The organism is Geotalea sp. SG265 (assembly GCF_022808985.1).
In the GTDB taxonomy this organism is placed as follows: domain Bacteria; phylum Desulfobacterota; class Desulfuromonadia; order Geobacterales; family Geobacteraceae; genus Geotalea.
On sequence record NZ_JAKZFT010000002.1, the window covers coordinates 358,690 to 384,887 of the forward strand.

Here is a 26,198-nt window from a genome sequence, read left to right on the forward strand (position 1 = left end):
CTTTTTACGAGTAACTACCGAACTTCAGCCGTTCTATGGTTGTACGGTCGGGAGAGAACGGTAACTGCGGAGGTTTCGGCACGGCCAGCCTGAGATGTTCGGAAAAGGGGGTTTCGCGCAGCTTCATGTTGTAGGCCGTGACCATGAGGACCTCCAGGTTGACTGCATCGAGTATGTTGTAGGCCAGAAGCGTTTCCAGCGCCAGGGTGTTGCCGCTGGCGGCGTAATCGCGCCACAGGCGCACGGCAAAGGAGCCATCGACTCCATCGAGTTCTTCGCGGCTCAGTCCCAGCTGCTTCTCGCACCCCTTCAGCCCCCCTTTGAATCCCAGGCTGCGCAGCACGTGCATCAGGTCGATATGGGGCTGGGGCAGGGACATCTTCAGATGCTGCTCAAGAAAGGGGATGTCGAATGCTTTGCCGTTGTACGTGACGAGCAGTCCGTATCTGCCGATATCCTTCCTGAAGTCGCCGAGATTTGCCCCTTGTAAATAATATCGTATCTCTTTCCCGTCATAAAGTGCAATGGTGGTGATGCTGTCACGGTGGCGGGAAAGGCCGGTTGTCTCGATGTCCAGATAGGCTATGCTCCCGCGGAAAGCTGAAAAGAGCCGCCAGTGCATTCTGGCGGGCAATGATCTGCGAAAATAATCCGGATCGCCCTGCAGCAGGTGTCGTTCTGATTCCTCCAGCCGACGGAGCACCTGGTAGTTCCTGGAGAGAGAAAAAACCGGCCGCGGCTGGGCGTGAAACTGCTCCCATGTATGGATGCCCTGCCGCCAGAGTTCCTTTTCCATGGCGGCGCTGACACCGGGGATATGACAGAAGGTTCTTGCCAGCATGCTATTCACCGATGATCTTGACAAGGACCCGTTTCCGTCGCTTGCCGTCGAATTCTCCGTAGAAGACCTGCTCCCATGGCCCCAGGTCCAGTTTGCCGTCGGTCACGGCGACCACCACCTCGCGCCCCATGATAGTTCTCTTCAGGTGGGCATCGGCGTTGTCCTCATAGCCGTTGTGCCGGTAGCGGGAATATGGTTTTTCCGGGGCAAGTCCCTCCAGCCAGACCTCGAAATCGTGGTGCAGCCCCGGCTCGTCGTCATTTATGAAGACACTGGCGGTTATGTGCATGGCGTTGCACAGCAGCAGACCCTCCTTGATGCCGCTTTCGGCAAGGCACTCCTCCAGTCGGGGGGTGATATTGATTAAATCGCGCCGCTTCTCCACCTCGAACCACAACTCCTGCCGGTAGTGCTTCATTGTCCTCTCCATTCCATGAAAGTTCAGCCTGTTACAGCATATCCAGGGGATCGATATCTATGGCCATTCTCACCACCGCCGGCAGCTTCAGCTGCTTCCTGAACCGGGCGACCAGCCGGTGCAGCTCCGGGCGCTGCCCCGATTTGAGGAGGATCTGGCGCCGGTAGCGGCCGCGGATCATGGCCAGGGGAGAAGACACCGGCCCCAGTATCTCCACCCGGCTCCGTGCTTCCCCCTTGAGGCGCTGCAACAGCCCCGCCGCTGCCGTCGCCCCCTTATCCACCTCTTGGGCGGAATTTCCCGAAAAAATCAGCGCCGCCAGGTAGGCAAAGGGTGGATAGCCGGCCTCGGCACGGAATGCCGTCTCATCCTGGTAAAAACCAGTGAAATCGTGGGCAACGGCGCGGGTGATGGCGTAATGGCCGGGGTTGAGGGTCTGGATCAGCACCCGGCCCGGCATGTCTCCGCGCCCAGCACGGCCGATCACCTGGCTGATCAGCTGAAAGGTCCGTTCGCTCGAACGGAAATCGGGGATGTTCAGGGTGGCATCGGCGGAAATCACCCCCACCAGGGTCACTCCGGGAAAATCGTGCCCCTTGGCGATCATCTGCGTGCCGACCAGAATATCGACGGTGCCGTTCTCCAGCCCCTTGAGAACGCGTGAATGACCGCCTCGGCCGCTGGTCGTATCCCGATCCATGCGGCCGATTCCAGCGTCGGGATAAAGCTCCCGGACCTCTTCTTCGACCCGTTCCGTGCCGCGCCCGAGGAGGGCGATGGACGGGCTGTCGCACTTGGGGCAGACGGAGGGAGCGGGGATGGAATAGTCGCAGTAATGGCAGAAATGCCGCTCGCGGCGGCGGTGGTAGGTAAGTGTTACCGAACAGTTGGGGCAGCTGAGGACGGTGCCACACTCCTCGCAGACCAGATAGGTGGCGAAGCCGCGCCGATTGAGGAAAAGCAGCGTTTGTCCGCCGTTTGCCAGATTATCGCCCATTGCCGCGACCAACTCCGGCAGAAAGGTCGCGCTTTTTCGGCCCCGGCTGTCCAAAAGCTCCGTTGTCGGCATCGGCAAGCTGCGGACCCTTTCGGGAAGCTGCAGATAGCCGATCTTTCCCTGCTGCACCGCGTGATAGGTGGTCACCAGGGGAGTTGCCGAACCGAGCACCACCACCGCCCCTTCCATTTTGCCCCGCACCAGGGCCAGGTCCCTGGCATTGTAGCGGAAACCTTCCGACTGTTTGTAGGAAGATTCGTGTTCTTCATCGACGACGATGATACCCAGATTGGTCAGGGGGGCGAAAAGGGCTGAGCGGGCGCCGATGACGATGGTTACCTCCCGGCGCCTGATCCGGCGCCACTCGTCATAGCGCTCGCCGTCGGAAAGGCCGCTGTGCAGAACGGCGATGCCGCTGGTGAACCGGCTCTTGAACCTCTTGACCAGCTGAGGAGTGAGGGCAATCTCCGGCACCAGTACCAGGGCAGTCCCCCCTTTTTCCAGCACCCGGGCAATGGCCTGCAGATAGACCTCGGTCTTGCCGCTGCCAGTTACGCCATGGAGCAGAAACGGGGCGAATGCTCCCCGGGCCACGGCGGCAGAAAGGTGCTCCAGTGCCGCAGCCTGATGGACATTGAGCGCCAGGGGCAGGTCGTGGACAAAGACTTCTTCCCGGAACGGGTCCCGGTAGACCTCCCGCTCAGCAGCCGCGACCAGCCCCAGGTCCAGCAGGCGTCTGAAATGGACTGCGGTGGCGGCGAATTCCCGGCGCAACTGTGTTGCGGGGGCCTCTTCAACACGGCAGAGATATTCATGGAGGCGCAGCATCGTACCACGCAGCTTGGGTGGCGGGCCGGCAGCTGCCACGGCCCGGTAGAAAGTCTCCCGCTTGACCGGCCGCCCCCCCGTGAGCACTTCTTCCTGCACCAGGGTACCGTCGGCGGCAACCACGTTCCGTTTCCGGCTGGTCAGGTTGATGCCGGCAGGCAGTGCCGCCTTGATCACTTCTCCCAGGGGGTGAAAATAATAGGCGGCGCTCCAGCGGAAGAAGGCCAGCTCCTTTTCTGTGAAGAGCGGCTCCTCATCGAAGACATCGACAATTTCTCTGACCTCTTCGGCACTGGCCGCCGGAGTACCGACCACGTAACCGGTGATCTTACGCCTGCCGAAAGGAATCAGCACCCGCACGCCAATGGATGCCCGGTGGGCAAGCGTGTCGGGGACGCTGTAATGAAAGGTGGCATCCAGGGGAAGGGGTACGGCCACTTCGATGATTTTAGCGGCATTCTGCTCGGGCGTCATGACCGACATTATGGAGTCGGCAAGAAGTGGTGTCAAACTGAATATCCCCAACCGAAAGGCAAAAAAGGTGCGCCTGTAGATATCGGGGAAAAGACAGGCAGTCGTGACCTCGTCCGTTCGCCCTGTCGCCACGACTGCCTTCCCCGAAAATTTACTGAAATAACAAAAAAAGCCGGATGCATCCCACCTGGGGCACTTCCGGCTTGATATTTCAATTTCTACCCTGGGGACCGGCTGGTTTATTTCTTCAGCACTTCCTCGGCAACGGCCCGCCCAAGCGCCTCGCACTGCTCCAACGCCTCGGCACGCGGGGTGAACGGCGCGCGGACAAAAGGTACCGGCAGCTTGAAATTGAGCCCTTTCAACCGATCTTCCGCCAGGCGGCAGGCTTCGCCGCTCCAGCCATAACTGCCGAAGACGGCGGCAATGTTGGTTTTTAGGCGGACGGTGGAAAGATAGGCGAGGACATCCCACATGGGTTTCGGTATATCCCTGTTGATGGTGGGAACACCGAAAATCAAGGCATCCCCCGTCTCCATGAGATCGCGGATTTCCGCCGCCGTGAGCTCGGTGATGTGCCTGGCGTCCACCGGGACACCGGCAGCCGCGGCCCCCCTGGTCACACTGGCCGCCATTTTTTCCGTATTGCCATGGGGGGAGATGTAAAAGAGGACGATTTTTCTCTCTCCTGTTTCAGGGCGGCACCAGCCTTCGTACCGGGCGACCGTTTTCCACGGCTCGCTGCGCAGCACCGGCCCATGGCTCGGGCAGATGACTTCGATCTTTTCGTTCCGGATCTTGTCGATTGCCGCCAGCGCCTTGTCCTTGAAGGGGCGCATAATAGTATCGAAGTAGAACTGCATGTCGGCGCTGAAATCGGGGAGTTCGTCGTTGAAGATGGAAGAGCCGCAGTAGTGTGACCCGAATGCGTCACAGGTGAAGAGGACCTGGTCCTCCTCCAGGAGGGCGAACATGGTGTCCGGCCAGTGCAGAAAAGGGGCAACGATGAAGCGCAGGCGCTTGCCCCCCAGGTCGAGAACTTCGCCATCCTTGACGATCTGGGACGGGAAGGGAGTGTGGATGAGATTGCCGAGAAATGTATGGGCGGCCTGGGTGGAAACCACCTTTGCCTTTGGGCAGTGCTGGAGCATGAGGGCCAGCGACCCGGAATGATCCGGTTCGGTGTGGTTGACGATGAAGTAGTCCACCTCGGCGGGATCGACAAGTTGCCTGACCTTCTCCAGGTACTCCTCACCCCGTTTCCCCTTGACGGTATCGATGATGGCTGTTTTGTCTTTCCCTTTGATGAGATAGGAATTGTAGGTCGTACCGTGGGCAGTGGGAAAGAGATCGTCAAAGGTGCGCAGCTCGGGGTCTTTTACTCCGATCCAGTGAATGTCCGGCTTGATCTGAAATATTTCTGCCATTGGGTGCCTCCTAGGTAATGCGGTTGCGAAGCAAAAGTATAGCCGAAACTTCTCAGAGGGCAAGGTGGCGGCTTGAAATAACGGTTACAAAAACGCCCGGTTGCCCGGGCGTTCACTGCGCATGTGAATATTACTGTACGATCAGGACTGGCGGGTACCCCGGCCCGGTTTGAGACTGCGGTACTCTACCACCGGCTCAGAGGTTCGTGAGCGCGGAGCGGCACTTTTCCGTGCTTGGGCAAACCCGCCGCTCTTCCGGTCGTCCTTGCCGGGACGGCGGCCGTTGCCGGCATAGGGGGTCTTGCCGCGGCCATTTGCCGTTTGGCTGCGCTTTCCCTGGTTGTTGAGACGGCGCAGGGGACGGGTCGGCTCCAGGCCGGGAATGACGTGCATCGGTAGAGTCTGTCCCGTGTAGCGCTCGATACGGTCCAGGTAATTGAGATCGTTCAGCGAGGCGAAGGAGATGGCGACGCCGGTGGCCCCTGCCCTGCCCGTCCTGCCGATCCGGTGGACATAATCCTCGGCGAATTTGGGCAGGTCGAAGTTGATGACGTGGCTGATGCCGGAAACGTCCAGGCCCCGGGCCGCCACGTCGGTGGCCACCAGCAACCTGATCTTGCCGCGTCGCATGTTGTGAATGGTTTTGTTCCGTGCATTCTGTGACATATCGCCATGGAGAGCGGCAGCAGCATGCCCCTGGGCATGGAGGTCGCGGGCAAGGAGATCGGCGTCACGCTTGGTAGCGGAAAAAATGATGGCCTTGGTGACGCTCTCGTCGGCGATGAGATGCTGCAACATGCGGGTCTTGTGCTGGAGGTTGTCGGCCACATGAAGTCGCTGCTCGATCTGCTCGTGGGTCGTTTTCTTGCCGGCTATCTCAATGCGCACCGGATCCTTCAGGAGACGTTGGGCAAGCTTGGCCATGACATCATCCATGGTGGCGGTGAAGAGCAGGGTCTGGCGATTGGCAGGAGCAGCGGCGGCAATCCGGTCAACGTCCTCGCTGAAGCCCATGTCCAGCATCCGGTCGGCCTCGTCGAGAATCAGCAATTCCAGGCGGGAAAGATTGATCTTGCCCCGGTCCAGGTGGTCGATCAAGCGCCCGGGGGTGGCCACGATCAGGTCCACCGGGCGGGACAAAAGCATCAGCTGCTCGCGGTATGGCATGCCACCGAGGATGGCGCCACTGGTGACGCGCATGAACTTGCCGTAGCTGCGCACCGCATCGGTGACCTGGTTGGCCAGCTCACGGGTCGGGGTCAGGACTAGAATGCGCGGGCCGCGGCCGGGGAGCGGGGAGCGGACGGTGAGCCGCTGCAGGGACGGCAGGGTAAATGCCGCCGTTTTGCCTGTGCCGGTCTGGGCGGAGGCAATGAGATCCTTTCCTTCGAGCGCCAGGGGAATGGCCTGCGCCTGGATAGGCGTGGGGGTGGTGTAGCCGCAGGCGGCAATAGCCTTGAGAATAAGAGGTGACAACTGCAATGATTCAAATGACATATTAATTCCTTTGATTTCCGGCTGAGCATGTAATGGGCGCTCCTAGGCCGGAAACGGCTGAAGATGGACGCGAATCACCGTTGCGGCAACCATTGCAACGCAGAAATGACGGCAATAACACGTATGACCGGCTCAACTACATCGTCGCCAACCATAAGTGCTACTGCATTTCGAGGGGATGCTGATATGCAGATGGGGGTTAGTGAGCGATGAAACGGGGGATGTACAGCGGGTGCAGGGTGATGAAAAACAGGTCCCCGATTGAACAGACAGGTAACTATACACGGAACCGGCAAATTTGCAAGTTTTTATTTAGAAGATAACCGATCTGCTTCCCGGCGATTGTCCATTTTACCGCCGGCGCCCACTCAAACGCCGCGGCTTTCACAGGCGCGCCAAAGGCCGACGGCAGCCATCAGCGGCACCATGCACATCAGGACTTGAAGATTAAAAATTGTACCGTAACATTAATGCTATTGATTATAGGACTGCTGTCACATAAAATGCGGTCATTTCAGCAAGGCAAAGGAACGCATGTTCGATATTCTCCTCATAGCAGATCAGGCCCGATTGGAGCACATAGTCTCCGACGCCGCCAAAGCCTGCAATGCCCACCTTCATCACATTAGCAGCCTCACCGTTCCCGAGGAAATACAATCTGCCTCGCCGGAAGCAATCTTCATCCAGAACCGCCTCTCCGGCCTCTCCGGCGATATCCTTGCCAGGCATCTGCGATCCCTCTTCAACTCCACGGCCACGTCGCTCATCATTCTCAGCGACGATCCGGAAGACGCTCAACGGTCGTTCAAATTTGCCGATAAGTGCATAAATTCTGCTGCAGGCGACGCCGAAGTGGCACGCATGGTCACCGGGGCAATAACCAGCAGGATTAAGCCTGGCGAAGCGGCCGGTACAAAGGAAGACGGTCCGGAGCCGGCCGGCCCGGCACTGGCGGTAAGCGACCGGGTTTCACTCTCGGGGGAGCAGCCGCCGCCGGAGCCACCCCAGATGGATTCCCCTTTTCTCCAGACACTGACGGGAGCACTCAGCGACTTGGAACCGGTCCCGCTCCAGCCACCGGAAGAAACCCGGGACAGCTCCTCGCCTATCTCTCTCCATGCAGAGGCATGGAGTACGCAAAAATTCACCAGCAGCCGGGACAAATTTCAACAGCGGATATGGCTTTCTGCAGGAATCACCATGGTCCTTGCAGTCTCCTTTTATTTTTTCACGGATGGAAAGCCGCTGGTGAAGGGAAAACCCTTACCCTCCGCCGCAATCCAGGCCCCAAGCAAGAACCCCATGCCTGGCGGCATGACTGCACTGCCCGCGTTCATACCTGCAAGCAAGCCGGATGCAACCTATGGCGCGGGACATGCAGGTTGGGAGCGTTACCTCGGGACCGGTAGTGAATTCAGGGTGTTCAGGCGGGACGGCATCATTAAGGCGCTGCAGATCATCGACCGGAGCGGCAAGGGGCTATCGGAAACCTTTATGGGCTCGGTGCTCCGCCAATGCACCGGGGCTGGCAGGTATACCATCGCCACTGCCGAGGCGAAAGGCACATACATGGTTGAAAAAGGCGCCGCAGATAAGGCCGGCATAATAGTTTACCGGCAAAAGTCGGACCGCCGGATAAAGGCATTTGTTCTCTACTTCCAATAACGGCCGAATATGGGAAAGAAATGATTACTGTCAGACGAGGATTGATAGCGGTTGCCCTGTTTGCCCTGTTTGCTACCGGTGCTGGTGCTGCCGTGGACTCTCCATTTGAGATAAACATTAAGGAGCTTGATGGACGCGCCGCACCAGCTCCCCCGAAAAGGAAAGCCCCTGTCGCCAAGCCTTCACGTACCATGGCGGCCAAAGCCCACGCAGGGAAGCCGAAGCCCCTTGCAGGAAGCGATGGTCATGCCAGTTACACCGTCAGGAACGGCGACCACATCTTCAAGATTCTGATGAAGCACTTCGGCATGACGAACGCTGCTGCCGAAGCGCTTATCCCGGAAGTGATCCGGCTGAACCGAGTCTCCGACATCAAGAGGCTGACCGTCGGCCAGACGCTCCTTATACCCAGCCGACATGGGCGCACCAAGGTTGCCGACAAAAAGGAACCGGCGATTTCCACAGCTATGGAACCAGCAATACAGCAGCGAATAACGACGGCACAGCTTGGTGAAGCACCGGCCGGCGCGGCAATTGCCGTACGTTCCATAACGAGCAGAGATCCTGCCGAGGTCACCGACGCCATTCTGAACATCCTTGCCGTCAAGCCGGGCAAGGACCATTTTGTCGAGGCATCGGCGGCCACCCGACAGGCACTCCGCCTGGGCGCCAAGGTCGATCGCTTCTTCGAAAGCAACGACAAACATTACATGATCAGCTTTTCGGCGACGGAGCCCTTCACCTACACGGTTTACCGGCTGCTGGAACTGGAAGGGGTCAGGCTGATCAGGATCGACCAGGATGCCGATCTTAAACAGGTGGCAACAGCCGTTCTTTCCGCCATGAATATTCCCTATCGCTACGGTGAACATGCCGTTATTCTCAACGACAGGAACCACACCAGCGCGACCCTGAAGGGGTTCCTCTTCACCAGGGAAACAACCATACCGCCACGATTGATTCTGTTGTCGGATATGCCTGTCGCTGCCCTGACAGCCAGCCTGCTGGAAAGCAAGGAAAGGAATCAGCGCTAACCGTTACTGGCGGGACAGGTTCAGCAGACAGTCGGCACGATAAAGGGTGGCATCGGCAGCCAGAGGCGAATCGGGAAAATTCGCGAGAAACCGATCGAATTCCTCCAGCGCCTTGCCGGGCTGCCCATTTTTGTAGGCGGTAACAGCACGTTGGTATTGCAGATGGGAAGGATCGGCCCCGCCGTTTGTGGGCCGTGCCTTGACTGGTACTGCCGGGGCGGCGGTCGCGGCCGCTCCAGGTGTGGAGTGGATACGGGACCGCTTCTTTTTTGTCCGGGACATGGGGGAATGGCCGGCAGTTACCGGAACGAGCAGGCGGGAACCGGTAAAGATCCGGTCGGGATTATCGATCTTGTTGAAAAGCAGTATCTGGGGAAAGTAGGATGCCCTGCCACGGTATTTCCTGGAAAGACTTCGCAGGGTATCCCCCTTGCAGATCGTGATCCCCTGCACCAGAATGCCCTCTTCCGGGCCTGCCGGAGCGGCACCCGATTCAACGGGTTGCGGCCGGTAGATAATCCGGGAATCGGCTGAAAATACCGTCATCGGTGCGGCACCCACAAGCAGCAAGCCCGCCAGTCCCCACCTCAGGCCCCGCATCAGTAGTTCATCCCCAACAGATCCTGATATTTCAGGACGTTTCTGATTTGCATGTTCGTACCGACAACGGCGCCAGCTTTCACCTTGTAGGTGATCTTTATGCTGCGTTTCTCGCCGGAGCCCATGTCCTCGAAACGCCAGGTGTAGACGCCGTCACTGCCGCTGGCAAAGGATGGATCAGCGGAAACCATGGCCAGCTGCTGGGGCAGAATGCTTTGCACATCAACGACCTTGGCAAGGCTCGAGCCGCGATTGGTACAGCTCAATTCGAAGGAGGAGACCTCCCCCGGCTTCACTTTGCCACCTTTGCCGGTCATGACCAGGTCAAGCAACGGCCGGGAGTAAACGAGCCGGACGCTCAGGGACGCGCTTTTGCTCCTGTCCCCCTGCGGCTCGAAACTTGCCGTCACCGGCATGGTGGCGCCGTCCGCCTCATTGGCAGGTGTTGCCACCTCAAGCACCACATAGGCCTCTTCCTTGGGAGCCAGCGGTCCCACATGGCTTATGACCGGCTCGTTATCCTGCTTTTTGCCGTCCCGGTTCAGGTCCTGGTAGAAGGAATAGGCAGCGTTTCCCGGGATAAGCGGCTTGATCTCGAAATCGTCCCGGATGTTGCCGGTGTTAGTGACAACTATGGGGATTCTCAGGGTCTGGCCGGGAATGGCCACCAACTTTTCAGCGCTGGTTTTGACAGTGACTCCGCTCACCCCTTGAACGACAGTGGCAGGGGAGAGGAACGAATCCCGCTTCTCCAGCTCGCCGTTAATGACATCGGCCCGAAGGAAAAGCTCCTGCAGGGCAAGGGCATCGTCTTTCAACTGAAAAGTCAGGTTGAATTCCTTGCTCTCGCCCGAGGCAAGCTGGAGCCCGTCCAGCACCAGGGTTGCCTTCATTTCCGGCTTGAAGCCGGCAGGAACAAGGCTTGGCTCATACTGGGGCGGATAATTCAGCCGGAGGGTTACTCCCCTGGCAGACGAGGTGCCGATGTTCAAAAGGTTCAGACGGTAGGATATCTTCTGCCCCGGCAGCAACTGGGGCTTTTCCGCCTTGACGACCGCCCGCAGCAGCGGGGCCGAAAAGGAGAGCTTCACCTCTTTGGACTGGGAGACGTCGGGGGCGAATCCGGAGCCGATCTTGATGGGGTAGCTTGCCTTCTGCCCATCGATGACCCCCTTGGGGATGGTCAGGGTCATGACCGCCCTGAACTTTTCGCCGCTCTTCAGCTGTGGCGTCACATTAATGGGATTAACCGGCTGGGCGGCAGAGGCAAACTGGACATTGAAATCTGCCGGAAACGCAGACTCCAGATAGAAGCTGTCGCTGCCGTTGCCCAGGTTGACCACCTCAAAGGGGATGGCAAAGCGTTTGCCCGCTTCTAGGGTCTGTGTCGGTGGCGCTATGACGAAATCCAGATCGGCAAACTGCCCTACCTCCAGCGACAGTACCTTGGCGTTTTCAGCCTGAACAGCCATGCTCGCTGCAGTAGCGGCAGGATAGATAATCCCCAGTTCCTTGAGCTTCGCGCTTGCACTTGCAGCGGCTGAGCTGCCCGGAAAGCGATCAATTACCGCTTTGTATTCGGCTATCGCTTTTTCCCGCAGAGTTGCCCCCCGGCCCGCTTTCGCTTTCTCTTTCTTCCTGCCGCTGGAAGCAGCCACCTTAGCAGCAGCCTTGTCCCTCGCCGCTCTTTCGGCTGCGGCCTTCTCTTCTGCCACTCGTACCTGCTCAGTTTTCTTAGCTGCGGCTATACGCTCCGCTTCTGCTTCCCGTGCAGCCTTTTCAGCCGCGGCTTTCTCGGCAGCCAATTTTTCCTGGCGGGCTTTCTCAATGGAAGCCTTCTCCGCAGCCAGCCGCATTTCTTCAGCCTTTTTCGCCGCTGCGACTCGCTCCGCCTCTGCCTTTTCCCGGGCAACCTTCTCGGCGGCAGCTTTTTCCGCAGCTGCCTTTTCGGCAGCCGCCTTCTCAGCCGCCAGTTTTTCCTGAAGAACTTTCTCGGCTGCAGCTTTCTCCTGGGCGAGGCGCAACTCTTCAGCCTTCTTTGCCGCCGCAATGCGCTCCGCTTCCGCCTTTTCTCGGGCGATCTTCTCGGCAGCGGCTTTTTCCGCAGCTGCCTTTTCGGCAGCAGCCTTCTCAGCTGCCAGCTTTTCCTGACGGGCCTTCTCGGCTGCAGCTTTCTCCTGGGCTAGGCGCAACTCTTCAGCCTTCTTTGCCGCCGCAATGCGCTCCGCTTCCGCCTTTTCCTGGGCGATCTTCTCGGCAGCGGCTTTTTCCGCAGCTGCCTTTTCGGCAGCCGCCTTCTCAGCTGCCAGCTCTTCCTGACGGGCCTTCTCGGCTGCGGCTTTCTCTTTGGCCAGTCGCAGCTCTTCAGCCTTCTTTGCCGCCGCGACGCGCTCCGCTTCCGCCTTTTCCCGGGCAGCTTTCTCAGCGGCAGCTTTTTCCGCAGCCAATTTTTCCTGGCGGGCCTTCTCAGCCGCGGCTTTCTGAACGGCCAGACGCATCTCTTCAGCCTTTTTGGCTGCCATCCTCGCTTCCGCTGCCGCCTCTTCCTGGGCCAGGTTCGTCGCGGCCGGCTCTGAGGCGGTCTCACCTCTGGCATATTTCCCCGCCAGGGTCACCAGTTCGTCTTCCACCGTCCCTTTCAGGGGGCTGTCCGGATACTCCTTGAAGAACTGGGCCATATACCTGGCGGCGTCCTCCTTGTGCCCCGCCTTGAAATTGGCCCGCGCCAGCCAGAAAATAGCCATGTCCCGAAGGGGCGTATCCGGATAATTCTTGAGCAGCGCACCCATCTTATCTACCGTGGTCTGGTAATCCTTTTTCTGATAGGCGTTGAAGCCGGTGATGAAAATTTGTGAATCTTCCGAATCCAGGCAAAAGGCGGGATTGATCAACAACGTCAGAATGAGGAGAAACGACAGGAAGGTCCTGCATGGCAAAGCGCGGAAAAACTTTTTAAAATTCACGGGATTACCTTTCCGAGCCATATGGGGGAATAGTATGAAAATTAGTGGGAAAAGTTACCATCTTAATGGAGGATTGTCAATTGAGAATGGCGCTTCTGGTGGGCAGCAACAGGCATTTGCGTCTGGAAACAACGGTGTTTTCGCGGAGAGTGCCTGAGAAAACTTTTGAAAGGATGGCGCTTTGCTTCTATACTTACCACCTATGATAGGAACCGACCGTATCAGTCATTTTCCCTCGTCGCCCGGTGTGTACATCATGAAGGATGCCGACGGGACAGTCCTCTATGTGGGAAAAGCCAGGGACCTGCGCAAGCGTATCCGCTCCTATTTTGCCGCCTCCGGGGACTCCCGTTACCATATCCGCTTCCTCATGGCCAGGGTCACCGATATCGAATTCATAGTCACCGATACGGAGAAGGAAGCCCTGATCCTGGAGAACACCCTGATCAAACAGTACCGCCCCAAGTACAATTTCAACCTCCGGGACGACAAGACCTACTTCTCCCTGCGAATGGACATGTCCAGCGAATTTCCGCGCCTGACCATCATCCGCCGGGTCACTCGCGACGGAGCCCGCTATTTCGGCCCCTACTCCTCCGCCTCCGATGCCAGGGCAGTACTCAAGCATCTCTACAAACTGTTCCCCCTCCGCCACTATCCCATGGAAACCTGCCGCAGAAGAAATCGCCCCTGCCTCTTTTTCCAGCTCCGGCAATGCTCCGCTCCCTGCCATGGCAAGATCTCACGGGATGACTATTTAGCCCTGGCGGAGGGTGCCGCCCTTTTTCTGGAAGGGAAAAACCGGGAAATCGTCAGGATTTTCAGGGAGCGAATGAATGCGGCAGCGGCAGCCGAAAATTACGAGGAGGCGGCCAGGTTTCGCGACCTGATCCGGTCCATCGAAGTAACCGTGGAAAAGCAGAAGATGGTTGCCCAGGGGGGGGACGCCGATGTTATCGGTCTTTTTCGCGACATGGTGCAGCTGCACATTGCCATCCTCTTCATCCGCGGCGGGACCCTCACCGGCAACAGGAATTATTCCTTTGCCTGGGAGATGGATGACAGCGAAGGGGTCGCCTCGTTTCTCAACGAGTATTACAACCGCGACGTTTTCATTCCCGCCGAAATCCTGCTCCCTTCTGCCATCGACGACCCGTTGCCCTTGGAAGAGCTGCTCTCCGAGCTGCGCGGCAAACGAGTCTCCATTACCTTTCCCCGGCGGGGCAAGAAGCTGGAACTGGTTCAGCTTGCCTCGAAAAATGCGGAAACTGCCGCCGCGGAACGGAAGCAGGCCGCCGATTCCGGGGAGGCCATCCTGCAAATCCTCAAAGAGCGACTCCATCTGCAGCGGCTCCCCCGCCGCATCGAGTGCTACGATATCTCGAACATTCAGGGGCGGATGGCGGTCGGCAGCAAGGTCTCGTTCCTGGACGGCAAAGCGGACAAGGGAAACTACCGCCGCTACCGAATCAAGGGGGTCGGCCAGGCCGACGACTTCGCCATGATGAGGGAGATGCTGGCCAGAAGATTCAAGCCGGGCACGGCAGCAGAGGACCGTCCCGACCTGATTGTGGTCGATGGAGGTATCGGCCAGCTTAATGTACTGACGCGGGTTTTGGACGAGCTGCAGATCAGTGATGTGGCGGCGGCCGGATTGGCAAAAAGCAGGGTCGATCGGGAAATGGAAGCATCGGAAATCAGCAGGTCAGACGAACGGGTCTTCCTCCCCAACCGGAAAAACCCGGTGGTGCTGCGGCAGAACTCGGCACCGCTCCTGCTGTTGGCCAGAATTCGCGACGAAGCCCACCGCTTTGCCATCACCTACCATAAGAAGCTGCGCGGCAAGGATCTGCTCGCTTCGCAGCTGGAGAGCATTGCCGGCATCGGCAACAAGAGAAAGAAGGCGCTCCTGCGCCACTTCGGCAGTCTGAAAGGGATCACCGAGGCGACCCGGGACGAGCTGTGCAAGGTTCCCGGCATTTCCGCCTCCGTTGCCGATTCCCTCTGGCAACATCTCCACCAAAACGAAAAGGGCGATGCCTGACCGGCTATCGCCCTCTCCACTCCATGCCGCCGGCAATTTTACTCTGCCAGGAGCCTCTTGACCGCGTTTTCCAGGGCCCTCCCCACCTCGTCCGAATAACCTTGGAAGCGTTCGGCAACGATCCCCTTCTTGCTGATGACGAAGATGGTCGGCACCGAGCGCAGACCGTAGTTCACCTGCAGGTCCTCATCGACCATGGTGACCGGATAACTGATCTTCCTTTCAGCAATGAACGACTTGACCACCCTGTCGCTGCCGTCATCGACGCTCATGCCGAGAATCTGCAGCCCCTGCTTACCGTACTTGCGATTCAGGCTGAGCAGATGGGGAATGGCTTCCCTGCAGGGGGAACACCAGGTGGCAAAGAAATCGAGCACCAGCACGTGCCCCTTGTAATTGGCCAGGGTTACGGGCTGTCCGGAAATAGTCGTCACATTGATGGGGGGAGCCGGCTGTCCTTTCTGGAGAAGAGCCGCTGCCGGTGCTGCAGACAGAAGTAGCGAAACCACGATCCATAGGCCATAAGACCGGATGCTGCGTGCCTTCATGGGAATCCTTACAGAGCCTTCTTGATCAGCGCTTCAAGCTGTGCCTTGGGTACAGCTCCGACCACCTGATCGACCACCTTGCCGTCCTTGATGAGAATGACGGTGGGGATGCCGCGTACCCCGTAGCGGCCCGGCATGCCTGGGCTTTCATCAACGTTGACCTTGCCCACCTTGATCTTGCCCTCGTATTCCTCGGCAACGGCATCGATAAGGGGGGCGATGGCCTTGCAGGGGGCACACCATGTTGCCCAGAAATCTACCAGAACAGGGACCTCCGACTGGAGTACCGCTGCTTCGAAATTGTCATCAGTAAAAGTAAGTACTTTTTCGCTGGCCATGTTTCCTCTCCTTAATACTGTACAATGTAATGCATGCAAAAAGTGATATAACTATAGCCGACACCGGGAAAAAATCAAGGAGTAATTGCAGGCGGCATGCGGCTCCACGGTTCATGCACCTGAAATCGTCGTTTTTCTTGCAGGGTCTTGACTCTCCTTCCCAGCTCATTCATAGTAGGCTTCGTCATGTCCTTTTTCCCCCTCAACATCAATCTGACCGGCAGAGCAGTGGTCATCATCGGCGGCGGCGCGGTTGCCGCGCGCAAGGTGGCCGCTCTTCTGGATACCGGGGCACGAATCACCATCGTAGCCCCCCAGCTGTCCGAAGAGCTTGCAACGCTACGGGATTCCGGTGCCGTCGAGCATCTGCCGCGGCTGTACGAAAGGGGTGACTTGCGCGGAGCCTTTTTCGCCATTGCCGCCACCAACGACAGTTCGGTCAACTGGATCATCGCCGGCGAAGCGCACAGGCAAGGAATCCTGGTGGATGTCTGCGACGCTCCCGAATTGAGCAGCTTCACCATGCCGGCGGTCATGCGCCGGGGAGACCTGGTCATCGCCATTTCCACCGGCGGCAAGAGTCCGGCACTTGCGAAGAAAATTCGCCTGCAGCTGGAAGGGGCGTTCGGACCTGAATACGAGCTAACGCTCAAGCTCCTGGGTGCGCTGCGTGAAAAGCTATTGACTGCACAGGGGAACAGCGCATACAATAAGGCGCTTCTAAGCCAACTGGCAGCCCAAGACCTTCCTCGTCTGATCAGAGAGCGGCGATACGACCGGCTGGACCAGCTCCTGCACCAGCATTTCGGATCGGAATTCAGCATCAGCCGTCTTTTGAAGGAAGAAAAGGACCATCGATGAATGCCCTGCTCTTTTATTGCACCCTCGGCATCTATATTTTCGCCACCGTCATCTATCTGATCTACCTTGTAAAACCTGAACAATTGCTGGGACGGGCCGCCCACTGGGTAGTCTCCGCCGGGTTCATCGCCCACCTGGCCTTCACCGTCAACCGCTTTGTCGAAGTGGGACACACGCCGATCACCAACCTGCATGAGTCCCTTTCCTTCTTCAGCCTTGCCGTCATCGGCATCTTCATCATCTTCGAACGCAAATACAAGATGTTCGTCCTCGGATCGTTCATCACGCCGCTGGCGCTGATCCTGCTTGCTGTTTCGACAACGTTCCCATCCGCCATCACGCCGCTGAATCCCGCCCTGAAAAGCAAGTGGCTGGCCGTGCACACCATCGTCGCCTTTCTCGGCTATGGCGCCTTCGCCATCTCATTCGGCGCCAGCATCATGTACCTGATTCAGTCCCATTTTCTGAAAAGTAAAAAGCTAGGGGCCATGTTCCAGCGGCTCCCCTCCCTGGATACCCTGGATGACATAAGTTATCGCTGCCTAACCTTCGGCTTCCCCCTTCTCACCTTCGCCATCATCAGTGGAGCCATCTGGGCGGAAACCGCCTGGGGCACCTACTGGAGCTGGGACCCGAAAGAGACCTGGTCCCTGATCACCTGGTTCGTCTACGCAGCGCTCTTGCACGGCAGGCTTACCACCGGCTGGCGCGGACGGAAGGCCGCGATACTATCTATCATCGGCTTTTTCATCATGCTTTTTACCTTTCTCGGCGTCAATCTCCTATTGTCGGGACTCCATAGCTACAAATGAGAAGTAAACGGGCAAAAGTCCCATTGCTGCAGCGGCTTTTGCGGAATCAGAGGCAGATTTAACTATGAACATTATCGTTGTCGGGCTGTCCCACAAAACAGCCGCAGTTGAGATACGGGAAAAGGTGGCATTCTCACCGACCCAGATGGAAAAACCGCTGCACGCCCTGGTGGCAATACCCGATATCACCGAAGGTGTGATAGTTTCCACCTGCAACAGGGTGGAAATTTACGCCACCACCCGCGACATCGCCGGGGGCATAGCCCGCATCAAAAGATTCCTCGCGGACTACCACAACTTCCCCCTCGAAACTCTGGAGCCGCACCTTTACAGCTATCACGGCGAGGCGGCAACCCGCCATGTTTTCCGCGTCGCTTCGAGCCTCGATTCCATGGTGGTCGGAGAGCCCCAGATCCTCGGCCAGATCAAGACCTCCTACGGCTATGCCGCCGAATACAAAAGCTCCGGCATTATCCTCAACAGGTTCCTGCATAAGGCCTTTTCCGTTGCCAAGCGTGTGCGGACCGAGACCAAGATCGCTTCTTCCGCCGTATCCGTCGCCTTCGCCGCGGTGGAGCTGGCTAAGAAGATCTTCGGCGACCTTTCCGACAAGACGGTCATGCTCATCGGCGCCGGCGAAATGTGCGAACTGGCGGCCAAACACTTCATCAACACCGGGGTGCGTGGCGTCATGGTCACCAACCGGACCTTTGAACGGGCAGTGAAGCTGGCGGAGGAGTTCGACGGCAAGGCGGTCAATTACGAGGATCTCTTCGACCAGCTGCACAAGGCCGATATCATTCTCTCGTCCACGGGCGCACCCCACTTCATCATCAAGCCCAAGGATATCGAGGAGGTCATCCGCCGCCGCAAGCTGAAACCGATGTTCTTCATCGATATTGCCGTTCCCCGCGACATAGATCCCAAGGTGAACGATGTGGAGAACATCTACCTCTACACCGTCGATGACCTGAACGGCGTCGTCGCTACCAACTTGGAACAGCGGAAGAAGGAATCGGAAAAGGCCGAGGCCATCGTCGAGCAGGAGATCGGCCAGTTTTTCAAATGGCTCTCATCCCTTGAGGTAACACCGACCATCGTGGCGCTGCGTTCCAAGTTCGACGAGATTCGCAAGTCCGAACTGGCCAAGACCATGGCCAACTGGAAAGACCTGCCCCCGGAAGGGGAGAAAAGGCTGGAGGCATTGACCCACGCCATCATGAACAAGCTGCTCCACCAGCCGACCAGCGTCTTGAAGCGCACGGACCAGGGGAACCGCAACGACCTGTATGTGGATGCACTGCGGAACCTGTTCGATCTGGAAACAGCACCACATGAAGATATGGAGCTGGGTGAGCTGGAAGAATAGCTCTGTGATTACAAATAACGAAACTGGATATAGGAAAAGGAGATGCACGTGGCACTTAAACAGCTGAGAATCGGAACCCGCGCCAGCCAACTGGCGCTATGGCAGGCAAACTGGGTCAAGTCCGAACTGGAAAAGCGGTATCCGGGCATGGAAGTGTCACTGGTGAAGATCAAGACCATCGGCGACAAGATTCTGGACGTGCCGCTGGCCCAGGTGGGGGGTAAGGGGCTTTTCGTCAAGGAGATCGAGGAGGCCATGCTCCGCGGTGATATCGATATTGCCGTACACAGCATGAAAGATGTCCCCACTGAATTTCCCGAGGGGCTGGGGCTGCACTGCATCACCGAGCGGGAAGATCCGCGCGACGCCGTCATTTCCCGCGGCGTCAAGTTCGCCGACCTGCCGAAAGGCGCGAAAATCGGCACCAGCGCACTGCGCCGCCAGGCCCAGCTGCTCAAGGTCCGGCCAGACATGGAGATGATCATCATCCGCGGCAACGTGGAAACCCGCATCAATAAGCTGGAAACCGAGAAGCTCGATGCGGTCATCCTGGCCGCCGCCGGCCTCAAACGGCTCGGCTTTACCGAAAAAGTGGCTGAATATCTGCCGACCGACCTCTCCATCCCCGCCATCGGCCAGGGCGCACTGGGAATCGAATGCCGCCTGGATGACGAAGAGGTGAAAAAGACCATCGACTTCTTCAACCATCCCGCCACCGCCCATGCGGTCAGAGCCGAAAGGGCGCTGCTGTGGCGCTGCGAAGGGGGCTGCCAGGTACCCATCGCCGCCTTCGGCGAGGTCAATGGCAGTGAGCTGAGACTGGTAGGCTTCATCGCCTCCGTTGACGGCAAAACCTCAGTACGCGGCTCCATCACCGGGCCCGCCGTGGACTGCGAAAAACTGGGCGTCAAGCTGGCCGAACAGCTCCTCAATGAGGGCGGCCATGCCATTCTCGCCGAAGTCTATCAGCGTGAAGTCTCCCGGGAGAAGGAAATTCCTGTCTAACGGAAGAAGCCATTACCGAGAGGGCGCAGAGAACGCAGGGTCCCATCTCCTGCCTTTCCTCTGCGCCCTTCGCGTTTGCGGTGAATCATGACGAACTTCCAATTTAACAAAAGAAACGCTAAAGGCTTTGTCTACCTGATCGGCGCCGGTCCCGGCGATCCTGGGCTGATTACCGTCAAGGGGCTGGAGTGCATCGCCAGGGCGGAAGTCATTCTCTACGATTACCTGGCAAACCCTGAGCTGCTGCAACACGCTGCCCCCACTGCCGAGCTGATCTATGCGGGAAAGATCGGCGGCGCCCATAACCACGAGCAGTGGCAGATCAACGAACTTCTGGTGGAAAAGGCATTGCAGGGGAAGGTCGTTGCCCGGCTCAAGGGTGGCGACCCCTTCGTCTTCGGCCGTGGCGGTGAAGAATGCGAAGCTCTGGTGGCAGCAGGCATCCCCTTCGAGATCGTCCCCGGCGTCACGGCTGGTATAGGGGCTGCCGCCTATGCCGGCATCCCCCTCACCCACCGCAACTTTACCACCTCGGTGGCCTTCGTCACCGGCCATGAAAGTCCCGGCAAGGAGGCTTCGGAAATCGACTGGGAGCGGCTTTCCCTGGGGAGCGGCACCGTTGTTTTCTATATGGGCATCAAAAACCTTCCCCTCATCACCAGAAAGATGGTCGAGAACGGCAGACCTGCCGAAACGCCAGTGGCGCTGGTGCGCTGGGGAACGCGGAGCGAACAGGAAGTGCTGGCCGGCACCCTGGCCGACATCGCCGAAAAGGCGAAGGCAGCATCTTTCAAGGCACCGGCCATCACCATCGTCGGCGAGGTGGTCAATCTGCGGGAAAAACTGCGCTGGTTCGACAACCGCCCCCTCTTCGGCACCAACATCATGGTCACCCGCGCCGCCGATCAGGCGGGAGAATTTTCACGACTTCTGACAAGCTTTGGGGCCATTGTCCATGAATGCCCGACCATTCGCATCGTCCCCCCCGAAAGCTTCACGGAACTGGATAAGGCTATTGCCGAGCTTGAGTCTTTTCATTGGCTCATATTCACCTCCTACAACGCCGTGAGCAGCTTCTTCAGCCGGATCCACGAGCTTGGCCTGGATAGCCGGGCCATCGGCTGCTGCCGAGTCTGCGCCGTCGGCCCTAAAACCGCCGCCGCCCTGGCACCCCACGGTATCAAAGCCGATCTGGTCCCGGAAAACTACAAGGCGGAAGGAGTTGTCGAATCCTTCGGCAAGCTGGATATGCAGGGCAAAAAGGTCCTCTTCCCCAAGGCCGACCGCGCCCGGGACATCGTTCCGGTGGAACTGGAAAGGATGGGAGCGGAGGTGACGGCTCCCGTCGCCTACCGCAACATCGTTCCCGAAGAGTTCCCCGCCTCCGCCCTGGAGGCACTGGAAAAGGGGCAGGTACACTGCATCACCTTCACCTCTTCCTCCACCGTCCAGAATCTGGCGGCCATGGTGGGTGAAAACCGCCTGTTGAAGCTTCTCGACGGCGTCGCCATAGCCTCCATCGGGCCTATTACCTCCAAGACCTGCCGCGAATTGGGACTGGCCGTGGATATAGAGCCCCCCACCTACACCCTCGACGCACTCACCGACGCCATCGTCGAGTATTTCCGCTCCCAGCGCTGAATCTCTGTTTTCCCGCCCGTCTACTGTCCGTTACACCTTTCCATAAGCTGCCGGTGCTCACCCTTGCCCGCCACTGCCCCCCATTGGCTGTAGCCCATGGCGCCACGGATAATTTTACCCTTGACAATCCCAGTCGATCCTAATAATGTACCGGTCGGTCGGTTTAATCAGTTTAGTTAATGCGCGAGGTGAGTCAGATGTCCGATAAAGGTGACAAGAGCCGCGAAAATATAATCAACGGGGCATTTACCCTATTCAAGAAAAAGGGCTTTGCCGCAACCAGCATCAACGATTTGATGGCAGCCAGCGGCTTGAAAAAAGGGACCATCTATTTCCATTTCACCGGCAAGGAGGAAATTGCACTGCTTGTCTTGCAGCGCGCCAGGGAGGAGCTTATGGCCTTCCTCGAAACGGCAGTAATCGGTGGAACACCGGCCGAGGCCATGGAAAAGTATTTTGCAGGGACTATTGACGTGCACCATCGCCATGAATTCATCGGGGGGTGCATCTTCGGCAATGCCGCCCTGGAAATGGCCGACTCAAACCCGGTGCTGGCATCCTTCATTAATCTGGTATTCGAGGACTGGGCCATGAAAATTCAGCAGATTATCGCCAAGGGACAAGAGTCAGGCGTGTTCAGGAAGGATGTGACCGCTGGCGCCCTTGCCCAGCAGCTGGTGACGGCAACCGAGGGAGCCATCATGCTCGCCAGGCTTCGTAAGAGCGACGAACCCCTCAGGACATGTTTCGACACATTGCGTGCACTGCTGGCCATGCCGCAGGCAACAACACCAATAGCTGAAAGGAGTAACTAATGGCACGAAAGAGTATCACCTTGATTGCAGGCGCGCTCATCCTGGTCGCTTCCCTGCTGGGAAGCATGAACGCCTGGGCTGGCAGCAGAAATGATGCGGCAGCACTCGCAGGGGTGCAGCAGGGGAAGGGCATCTTTCTCGTGGATATGGATAACCCGCAGAAAACCGCCCTCTACCTCAAGCTCATTAACGTAACCCACAAAAGCCTTCTGGCGCAGGGGGTAAAACCCGACCTGGTAGTGGTTTTTATCGGTCCCACGGTCCGTTTCCTCACGACGGCACCCGCTGGTGAATTAACGGCCAAATATAACGAGCCGCTGAAACTGATCGCCGCCGCCGTCAAGGAACTGGATGGAAAAGGGGTCCGGATGGAAGTATGTGAAATTGCCACTGACTTTTTCAAAGTACCGACAGAAAAGCTGTTGCCGGAGCTCAAGCCAGTCGGCAACGGCTTCATTTCACTGATAGGCTACCAGAGCAAGGGGTATGGTCTGGTACCCATTTTTTAATGATCAGGCAGGGGGCGATCAGCCGATTTCCCCCTGCCATCGCAGCACCAGTGTACCGTTCTCCTGCACCACCCCCATGCCCAGCTTCTGCCCTTCCCGATTGAGCAACTCCCTGAGCCACATTTCATCCCTTGTTGATGCCCGGTGTAAGCTAAACTGCCGCATCTGCATCGGCTTCATCGTGCAGCGCATCAGCCTTCCGCTTTCCGGGTCCATGCTGACGAAATACATGAGCGACAGGTCGCCGCGAAAACGCTCCTCCCCGTGGATGCCCTCATAGTCGTTGATGAAGTCGCCGCAGCCGTAGATAATCGGTTTGCCCCGGTAAACTTCCATTCCCTTCACATGGTGGGAAGAATGGCCATGGATCACATCCACCCCCGCCTCATCCACGAGCTGATGGGCAAAGCGCCGCTCTTCGGGCATGATGCTGTATCCCCAGTTGGCCCCCCAGTGGATGGAAAGCACCACCAGGTCCCCCGGCCGCTTAACCTTGCCAATCAGGCCCGCTAGCCGGCCCACCGTTGCCCGGGAAAGGTCGGGCAGAAAATGCGCGCCGGCACGGCTGGCGGTGGCGCCCCAGTCGGCGGGAATACCGCTTGACGGGCAGCCGCAGGCAAAAACCAGCACCCGCCCTTTCCCTTCCACCGTAAATACTGCCGGTATCTGGGCCTGGGCCAGGTCTTCCCCCGCCCCGCTGTGCTTCACTCCCGCCTTGTCCAGCACCCGCAGGGTGTCGGTCAGGCCGGCATAGCCCCAGTCCAGCACATGATTGTTGGCAAGGGAGCAGAAATCGACCCGGGCAGCGGTAATGGCCGGGAAATTCTCGGGGCTCATGCGGTAGTTGATCCCCTTCCCCTGCCAGTACTTATCACTGCGGGTGACGCTGGTTTCCAGGTTGATCAGGCGCAGGTCCGGCGCCATCGCAGCAAGCACCTCCAGCGCATCGCCCCAGATATAGGGATACTTCACCGGTTTCGGGATCAGCCCGTTGCTCTCCTCGGCCAGGGATACATAGCCCCGCGCATCCTTCATATATGGCTCATGTATGGTTGGTGGGCACGGCTGGGGCAGGATCTGGTCGATGCCCCGCCCGGTCATGACGTCGCCGCACATGAAAAGGGTGATCAACTTGTCTCTGGCCATAGTCGTCTCCTGGTAGCAGATACCAACAGTTTCCCAGACCAGGGGCAATGTGCAAGAGAAGGCCACATTCCATATGACAATTTAATGAATATATTGACACGTGCATCTCCACCGGTGTATGAACAGGAGAGATTTTTTATGCGTGCAGAGGGTGTTGCTGGAATACTACTGGAGAGGCTTCTCTGTATGCGCTACAGGTACGATGGGTTCCGCGACGGCAAGCTGAAGACGGTGGAGATTATAGGGGACGAAAATCCGCTGCGCACCCACCATTATACGGAGGATGACCTGTTGCCGGTGTATGTCGCCTACAAAGAGACGGGGTTGCAGCACTGCGCGCACTGGGCAAGGTGGAACGCAAAGAGGAAGCGTGATAGCGCGTTACGTACTGATCGGGGGACGCCACTGGTTGTCCGCCTGCAGAAACGCAATGGTGGCTGAGCGCAAATATTACCGGTATAGGTAACCTGGCACCTTGGCTATATAGGCAATAAGTTACCTATATAGCAAATAAATTACTTATATACTGAAACTGGTCAATAACTAGTTGAATAAGGAGAAATATGAGTATAATCGGAAGCTGGGCAAAAGCGATGTCTAAAGTTGTAAGTAGCTCTTTTGAAGTAAGTAGTGCTATTTCCAATCACGGTGGCCTTCTTGGCGACGCTAGAGAGAGTTTCATCAGGGACGTCCTTGAAAGATTCCTACCATCAAACGTAGTAGTTGGTTCAGGGCAAATTGCTGATAGCAAAGAAGGATTATCAAAACAAATTGACATCATCATTTATAGAAATGACTTTCCGGTTCTAAGAACATTTGGATCTGGCGACGTATATCTGATTGAAGGAGTTATAGCAACAATTGAAGTAAAATCAGCCCTTACAAAGAGAAATCTTATTGAGGCACTTGAAAACGGCAAATCAGTCAGGAATCTACTTCCAACAATTCTGATAAGTTCATTAAACTTTTACTGCAACATAGCTTATGAAAATGATTTTATTGATTTAAGTATTCCTCAAAAAAATTCGATTATGGGTATGGTGCTACCTCCCCATTACATTTTTTCGTACAAAGGGTACAAAGCCACCTCATACGCAAACCTTTTAGTTGCTGTAAACAAATGGTTCTGCGACCTTAAAGGCGGTGAATTGGATGCAACAATTTTACCAGAAGTCATTTGTACTGAAGGCTGTGTTGGCATTAAGAATCTTAGCAATCAGTTAGGTCTCATGGATTCTAATTGCACGTTTGCTGTCAAGGCAGATGAAAGCCCATTAAGGTACTTAATATCCAGCCTCTTAGAAAATATATTTGCAAGAATGGGCCAGCAACAGTTGGGACAGACCGGAATCCAATATAATTTACTTGATTATCACATCACGAAAGATATGGAAGGAGGGTGGAAAGGTACAGCAGTTGACCCTTTGGGACTTGAAGACCCTAAGCTTACAATATTTCGGAAATTCTGTAGCGTCTGAACAAAGGCCTGATGGCCGTGCCTAAGCACGATATAGACGCGGCGAAAAATATGAATATTCAACCAGGCGGCGGCACACAGGCGCTGACGCGCTGGTGCGCCCCCACACCGTTGGCAAGGAGAAGGACAAATGCATAAAATGACATTTCTCACATTTGCTGCAGTACTTTCAATTTCAGGATGTGCAGAGACATCTCCAATACTCAGGGCTAATGAGAGTAAGTCGTTTTTTGAAGGAGCTGTTTACAGCGGAGAAAAAGCAATAATCGGTGCAGACACTACAGGAGCCCAAAGATACAGAGTATTTCATCAAGCGGCAACAGGCTTTATTCCACTTCAGGTTGTAAGAGAAGAGGTTGAAGAGCGAGCTAATAAGTTTTGTGGCCGACAAGGAAAAGGAATAAAGCTTCTTGAAGAAACAACCTCACCACAATACGTAGCCCCTGGGAATTTCCCCCGCGTTGAGCTTATCTTTGCCTGCCTCGAAATCCCAAAAACAACCTTCGAAGATCAAACCTATATCAGGCTAACAAATCTGAAAAAATTACTAGACGATGGAACCATTACAAAAGAAGAATTTGAGCAGCAAAAGGCCCGAATTTTGAGCCATTAGAAAAGAGTTGCCAACCACTCGGCGGCACACGGACTTCGCTACGCTCCGCCGGTGCGCCTCGACCACGTTAGGCAGGAACAAGAGGATTAAATGCGAGGAAACAACGAACGCCTTCACTGGTGCATATTCAATGTCATGGTGCGGAGCTTGGTAGTGTAAAGAGTTTTTCGCTTTTTTCTTAGCAGTGCCTGTTTCGGTTAGATTACCTCGGCCACTTCAAGTTTCTGGTTCAATTCCTGTTCTTTGAGAAGATCGATGTTGAGGTACCGCTTTGTT

The 26,198-nt window shown here is 57.0% G+C and carries 23 protein-coding genes; 13 read left to right on the top strand and 10 right to left on the bottom strand.

Annotated features, from left to right (window positions below; all coding sequences use genetic code 11):
- Positions 1-4: 4 nt before the first annotated feature.
- The 5 genes from ML541_RS04120 to ML541_RS04140 all read right to left on the bottom strand — a co-directional run bounded on the left by ML541_RS04120 (position 5) and on the right by ML541_RS04140 (position 6,482).
- Positions 5-841 carry a ribonuclease H-like domain-containing protein gene (locus ML541_RS04120; protein WP_243371083.1) on the bottom strand — a complete coding sequence of 279 codons (837 nt, stop codon included), beginning with the start codon at positions 839-841 and terminating at the stop codon, positions 5-7.
- 1 nt (position 842) lies between these two features.
- Entirely contained in the window at positions 843-1,259 is a 417-nt protein-coding gene (locus ML541_RS04125; protein WP_243371084.1) for a secondary thiamine-phosphate synthase enzyme YjbQ, read from the bottom strand.
- 31 nt (positions 1,260-1,290) lie between these two features.
- Positions 1,291-3,558 (bottom strand): primosomal protein N', encoded by a 2,268-nt coding sequence (gene priA, locus ML541_RS04130; RefSeq protein WP_243371138.1) that lies wholly within the window; start codon positions 3,556-3,558, stop codon positions 1,291-1,293.
- 239 nt (positions 3,559-3,797) lie between these two features.
- Entirely contained in the window at positions 3,798-4,985 is a 1,188-nt protein-coding gene (locus ML541_RS04135) for an FprA family A-type flavoprotein (protein ID WP_243371086.1), read from the bottom strand.
- A gap of 141 nt (positions 4,986-5,126) precedes the next feature.
- Positions 5,127-6,482 (bottom strand): DEAD/DEAH box helicase, encoded by a 1,356-nt coding sequence (locus tag ML541_RS04140; RefSeq protein WP_243371088.1) that lies wholly within the window; start codon positions 6,480-6,482, stop codon positions 5,127-5,129.
- A gap of 534 nt (positions 6,483-7,016) precedes the next feature.
- Between ML541_RS04140 and ML541_RS04145 the strand changes: the two genes are divergently transcribed.
- Positions 7,017-8,147: a hypothetical protein gene (locus ML541_RS04145; protein ID WP_243371090.1), complete on the top strand. Its 1,131-nt coding sequence runs from the start codon at positions 7,017-7,019 to the stop codon at positions 8,145-8,147.
- Positions 8,148-8,167: 20 nt separating this feature from the next.
- Positions 8,168-9,181 (top strand): LysM peptidoglycan-binding domain-containing protein, encoded by a 1,014-nt coding sequence (locus tag ML541_RS04150; protein WP_243371092.1) that lies wholly within the window; start codon positions 8,168-8,170, stop codon positions 9,179-9,181.
- A 3-nt stretch (positions 9,182-9,184) separates the two neighbouring features.
- Here the strand turns inward: ML541_RS04150 and ML541_RS04155 are convergent, their stop codons facing one another.
- The gene (locus ML541_RS04155) at positions 9,185-9,781 is read right to left on the bottom strand and encodes a tetratricopeptide repeat protein (RefSeq protein ID WP_243371094.1); all 597 of its coding nucleotides are present in this window, start codon (positions 9,779-9,781) and stop codon (positions 9,185-9,187) included.
- A complete protein-coding gene (locus ML541_RS04160; protein ID WP_243371096.1) occupies positions 9,781-12,744 on the bottom strand; it encodes a tetratricopeptide repeat protein in 2,964 nt (987 codons plus the stop codon). The genes ML541_RS04155 and ML541_RS04160 overlap by 1 nt, the downstream gene beginning before the upstream one ends.
- Before the next feature lie 202 nt (positions 12,745-12,946).
- Here ML541_RS04160 and uvrC point away from each other — a divergent pair, with 202 nt between their 5' ends.
- Entirely contained in the window at positions 12,947-14,788 is a 1,842-nt protein-coding gene (gene uvrC / locus ML541_RS04165) for an excinuclease ABC subunit UvrC (RefSeq protein ID WP_243371098.1), read from the top strand.
- Positions 14,789-14,826: 38 nt separating this feature from the next.
- Here the strand turns inward: uvrC and ML541_RS04170 are convergent, their stop codons facing one another.
- Positions 14,827-15,336, bottom strand: a complete 510-nt coding sequence (locus ML541_RS04170) for a TlpA disulfide reductase family protein (RefSeq protein WP_243371100.1) — start codon at positions 15,334-15,336, stop codon at positions 14,827-14,829.
- Between the two features lie 8 nt (positions 15,337-15,344).
- Complete coding sequence (gene trxA / locus ML541_RS04175) at positions 15,345-15,674, bottom strand: thioredoxin (RefSeq protein WP_243371102.1); 330 nt, start codon at positions 15,672-15,674, stop codon at positions 15,345-15,347.
- A 186-nt stretch (positions 15,675-15,860) separates the two neighbouring features.
- Between trxA and ML541_RS04180 the strand changes: the two genes are divergently transcribed.
- From ML541_RS04180 to ML541_RS04210, 7 genes are all read left to right on the top strand, one after another.
- Positions 15,861-16,535, top strand: a complete 675-nt coding sequence (locus ML541_RS04180) for a bifunctional precorrin-2 dehydrogenase/sirohydrochlorin ferrochelatase (protein ID WP_243371104.1) — start codon at positions 15,861-15,863, stop codon at positions 16,533-16,535.
- Positions 16,532-17,347 carry a c-type cytochrome biogenesis protein CcsB gene (gene ccsB, locus ML541_RS04185; RefSeq protein WP_243371106.1) on the top strand — a complete coding sequence of 272 codons (816 nt, stop codon included), beginning with the start codon at positions 16,532-16,534 and terminating at the stop codon, positions 17,345-17,347. The genes ML541_RS04180 and ccsB overlap by 4 nt, the downstream gene beginning before the upstream one ends.
- Positions 17,348-17,411: 64 nt before the next feature.
- Positions 17,412-18,716 (top strand): glutamyl-tRNA reductase, encoded by a 1,305-nt coding sequence (gene hemA / locus ML541_RS04190; protein WP_243371108.1) that lies wholly within the window; start codon positions 17,412-17,414, stop codon positions 18,714-18,716.
- Between the two features lie 48 nt (positions 18,717-18,764).
- Entirely contained in the window at positions 18,765-19,721 is a 957-nt protein-coding gene (gene hemC / locus ML541_RS04195; RefSeq protein WP_243371111.1) for a hydroxymethylbilane synthase, read from the top strand.
- A gap of 87 nt (positions 19,722-19,808) precedes the next feature.
- Positions 19,809-21,362: a uroporphyrinogen-III C-methyltransferase gene (gene cobA / locus ML541_RS04200; protein ID WP_243371112.1), complete on the top strand. Its 1,554-nt coding sequence runs from the start codon at positions 19,809-19,811 to the stop codon at positions 21,360-21,362.
- Positions 21,363-21,559: 197 nt separating this feature from the next.
- Entirely contained in the window at positions 21,560-22,177 is a 618-nt protein-coding gene (locus tag ML541_RS04205) for a TetR/AcrR family transcriptional regulator (protein ID WP_243371113.1), read from the top strand.
- Entirely contained in the window at positions 22,177-22,686 is a 510-nt protein-coding gene (locus tag ML541_RS04210) for a DsrE family protein (protein WP_243371114.1), read from the top strand. The genes ML541_RS04205 and ML541_RS04210 overlap by 1 nt, the downstream gene beginning before the upstream one ends.
- An 18-nt stretch (positions 22,687-22,704) precedes the next feature.
- On the opposite strand, the gene ML541_RS04215 is transcribed toward ML541_RS04210, so the two are convergent.
- A complete protein-coding gene (locus ML541_RS04215; protein WP_243371115.1) occupies positions 22,705-23,832 on the bottom strand; it encodes a CapA family protein in 1,128 nt (375 codons plus the stop codon).
- 186 nt (positions 23,833-24,018) lie between these two features.
- On the opposite strand from ML541_RS04215, the gene ML541_RS04220 reads away from it, so the two are divergent.
- The 3 genes from ML541_RS04220 to ML541_RS04230 all read left to right on the top strand — a co-directional run bounded on the left by ML541_RS04220 (position 24,019) and on the right by ML541_RS04230 (position 25,922).
- Positions 24,019-24,273 (top strand): hypothetical protein, encoded by a 255-nt coding sequence (locus ML541_RS04220; RefSeq protein ID WP_243371116.1) that lies wholly within the window; start codon positions 24,019-24,021, stop codon positions 24,271-24,273.
- A gap of 122 nt (positions 24,274-24,395) precedes the next feature.
- Positions 24,396-25,310, top strand: coding sequence for a DUF6602 domain-containing protein (locus ML541_RS04225; RefSeq protein WP_243371117.1), 915 nt, complete (start codon positions 24,396-24,398; stop codon positions 25,308-25,310).
- A gap of 129 nt (positions 25,311-25,439) precedes the next feature.
- On the top strand, positions 25,440-25,922 hold the full coding sequence (locus ML541_RS04230; protein ID WP_243371118.1) for an SHOCT domain-containing protein: 483 nt from the start codon (positions 25,440-25,442) through the stop codon (positions 25,920-25,922).
- Positions 25,923-26,198 lie beyond the last annotated feature (276 nt).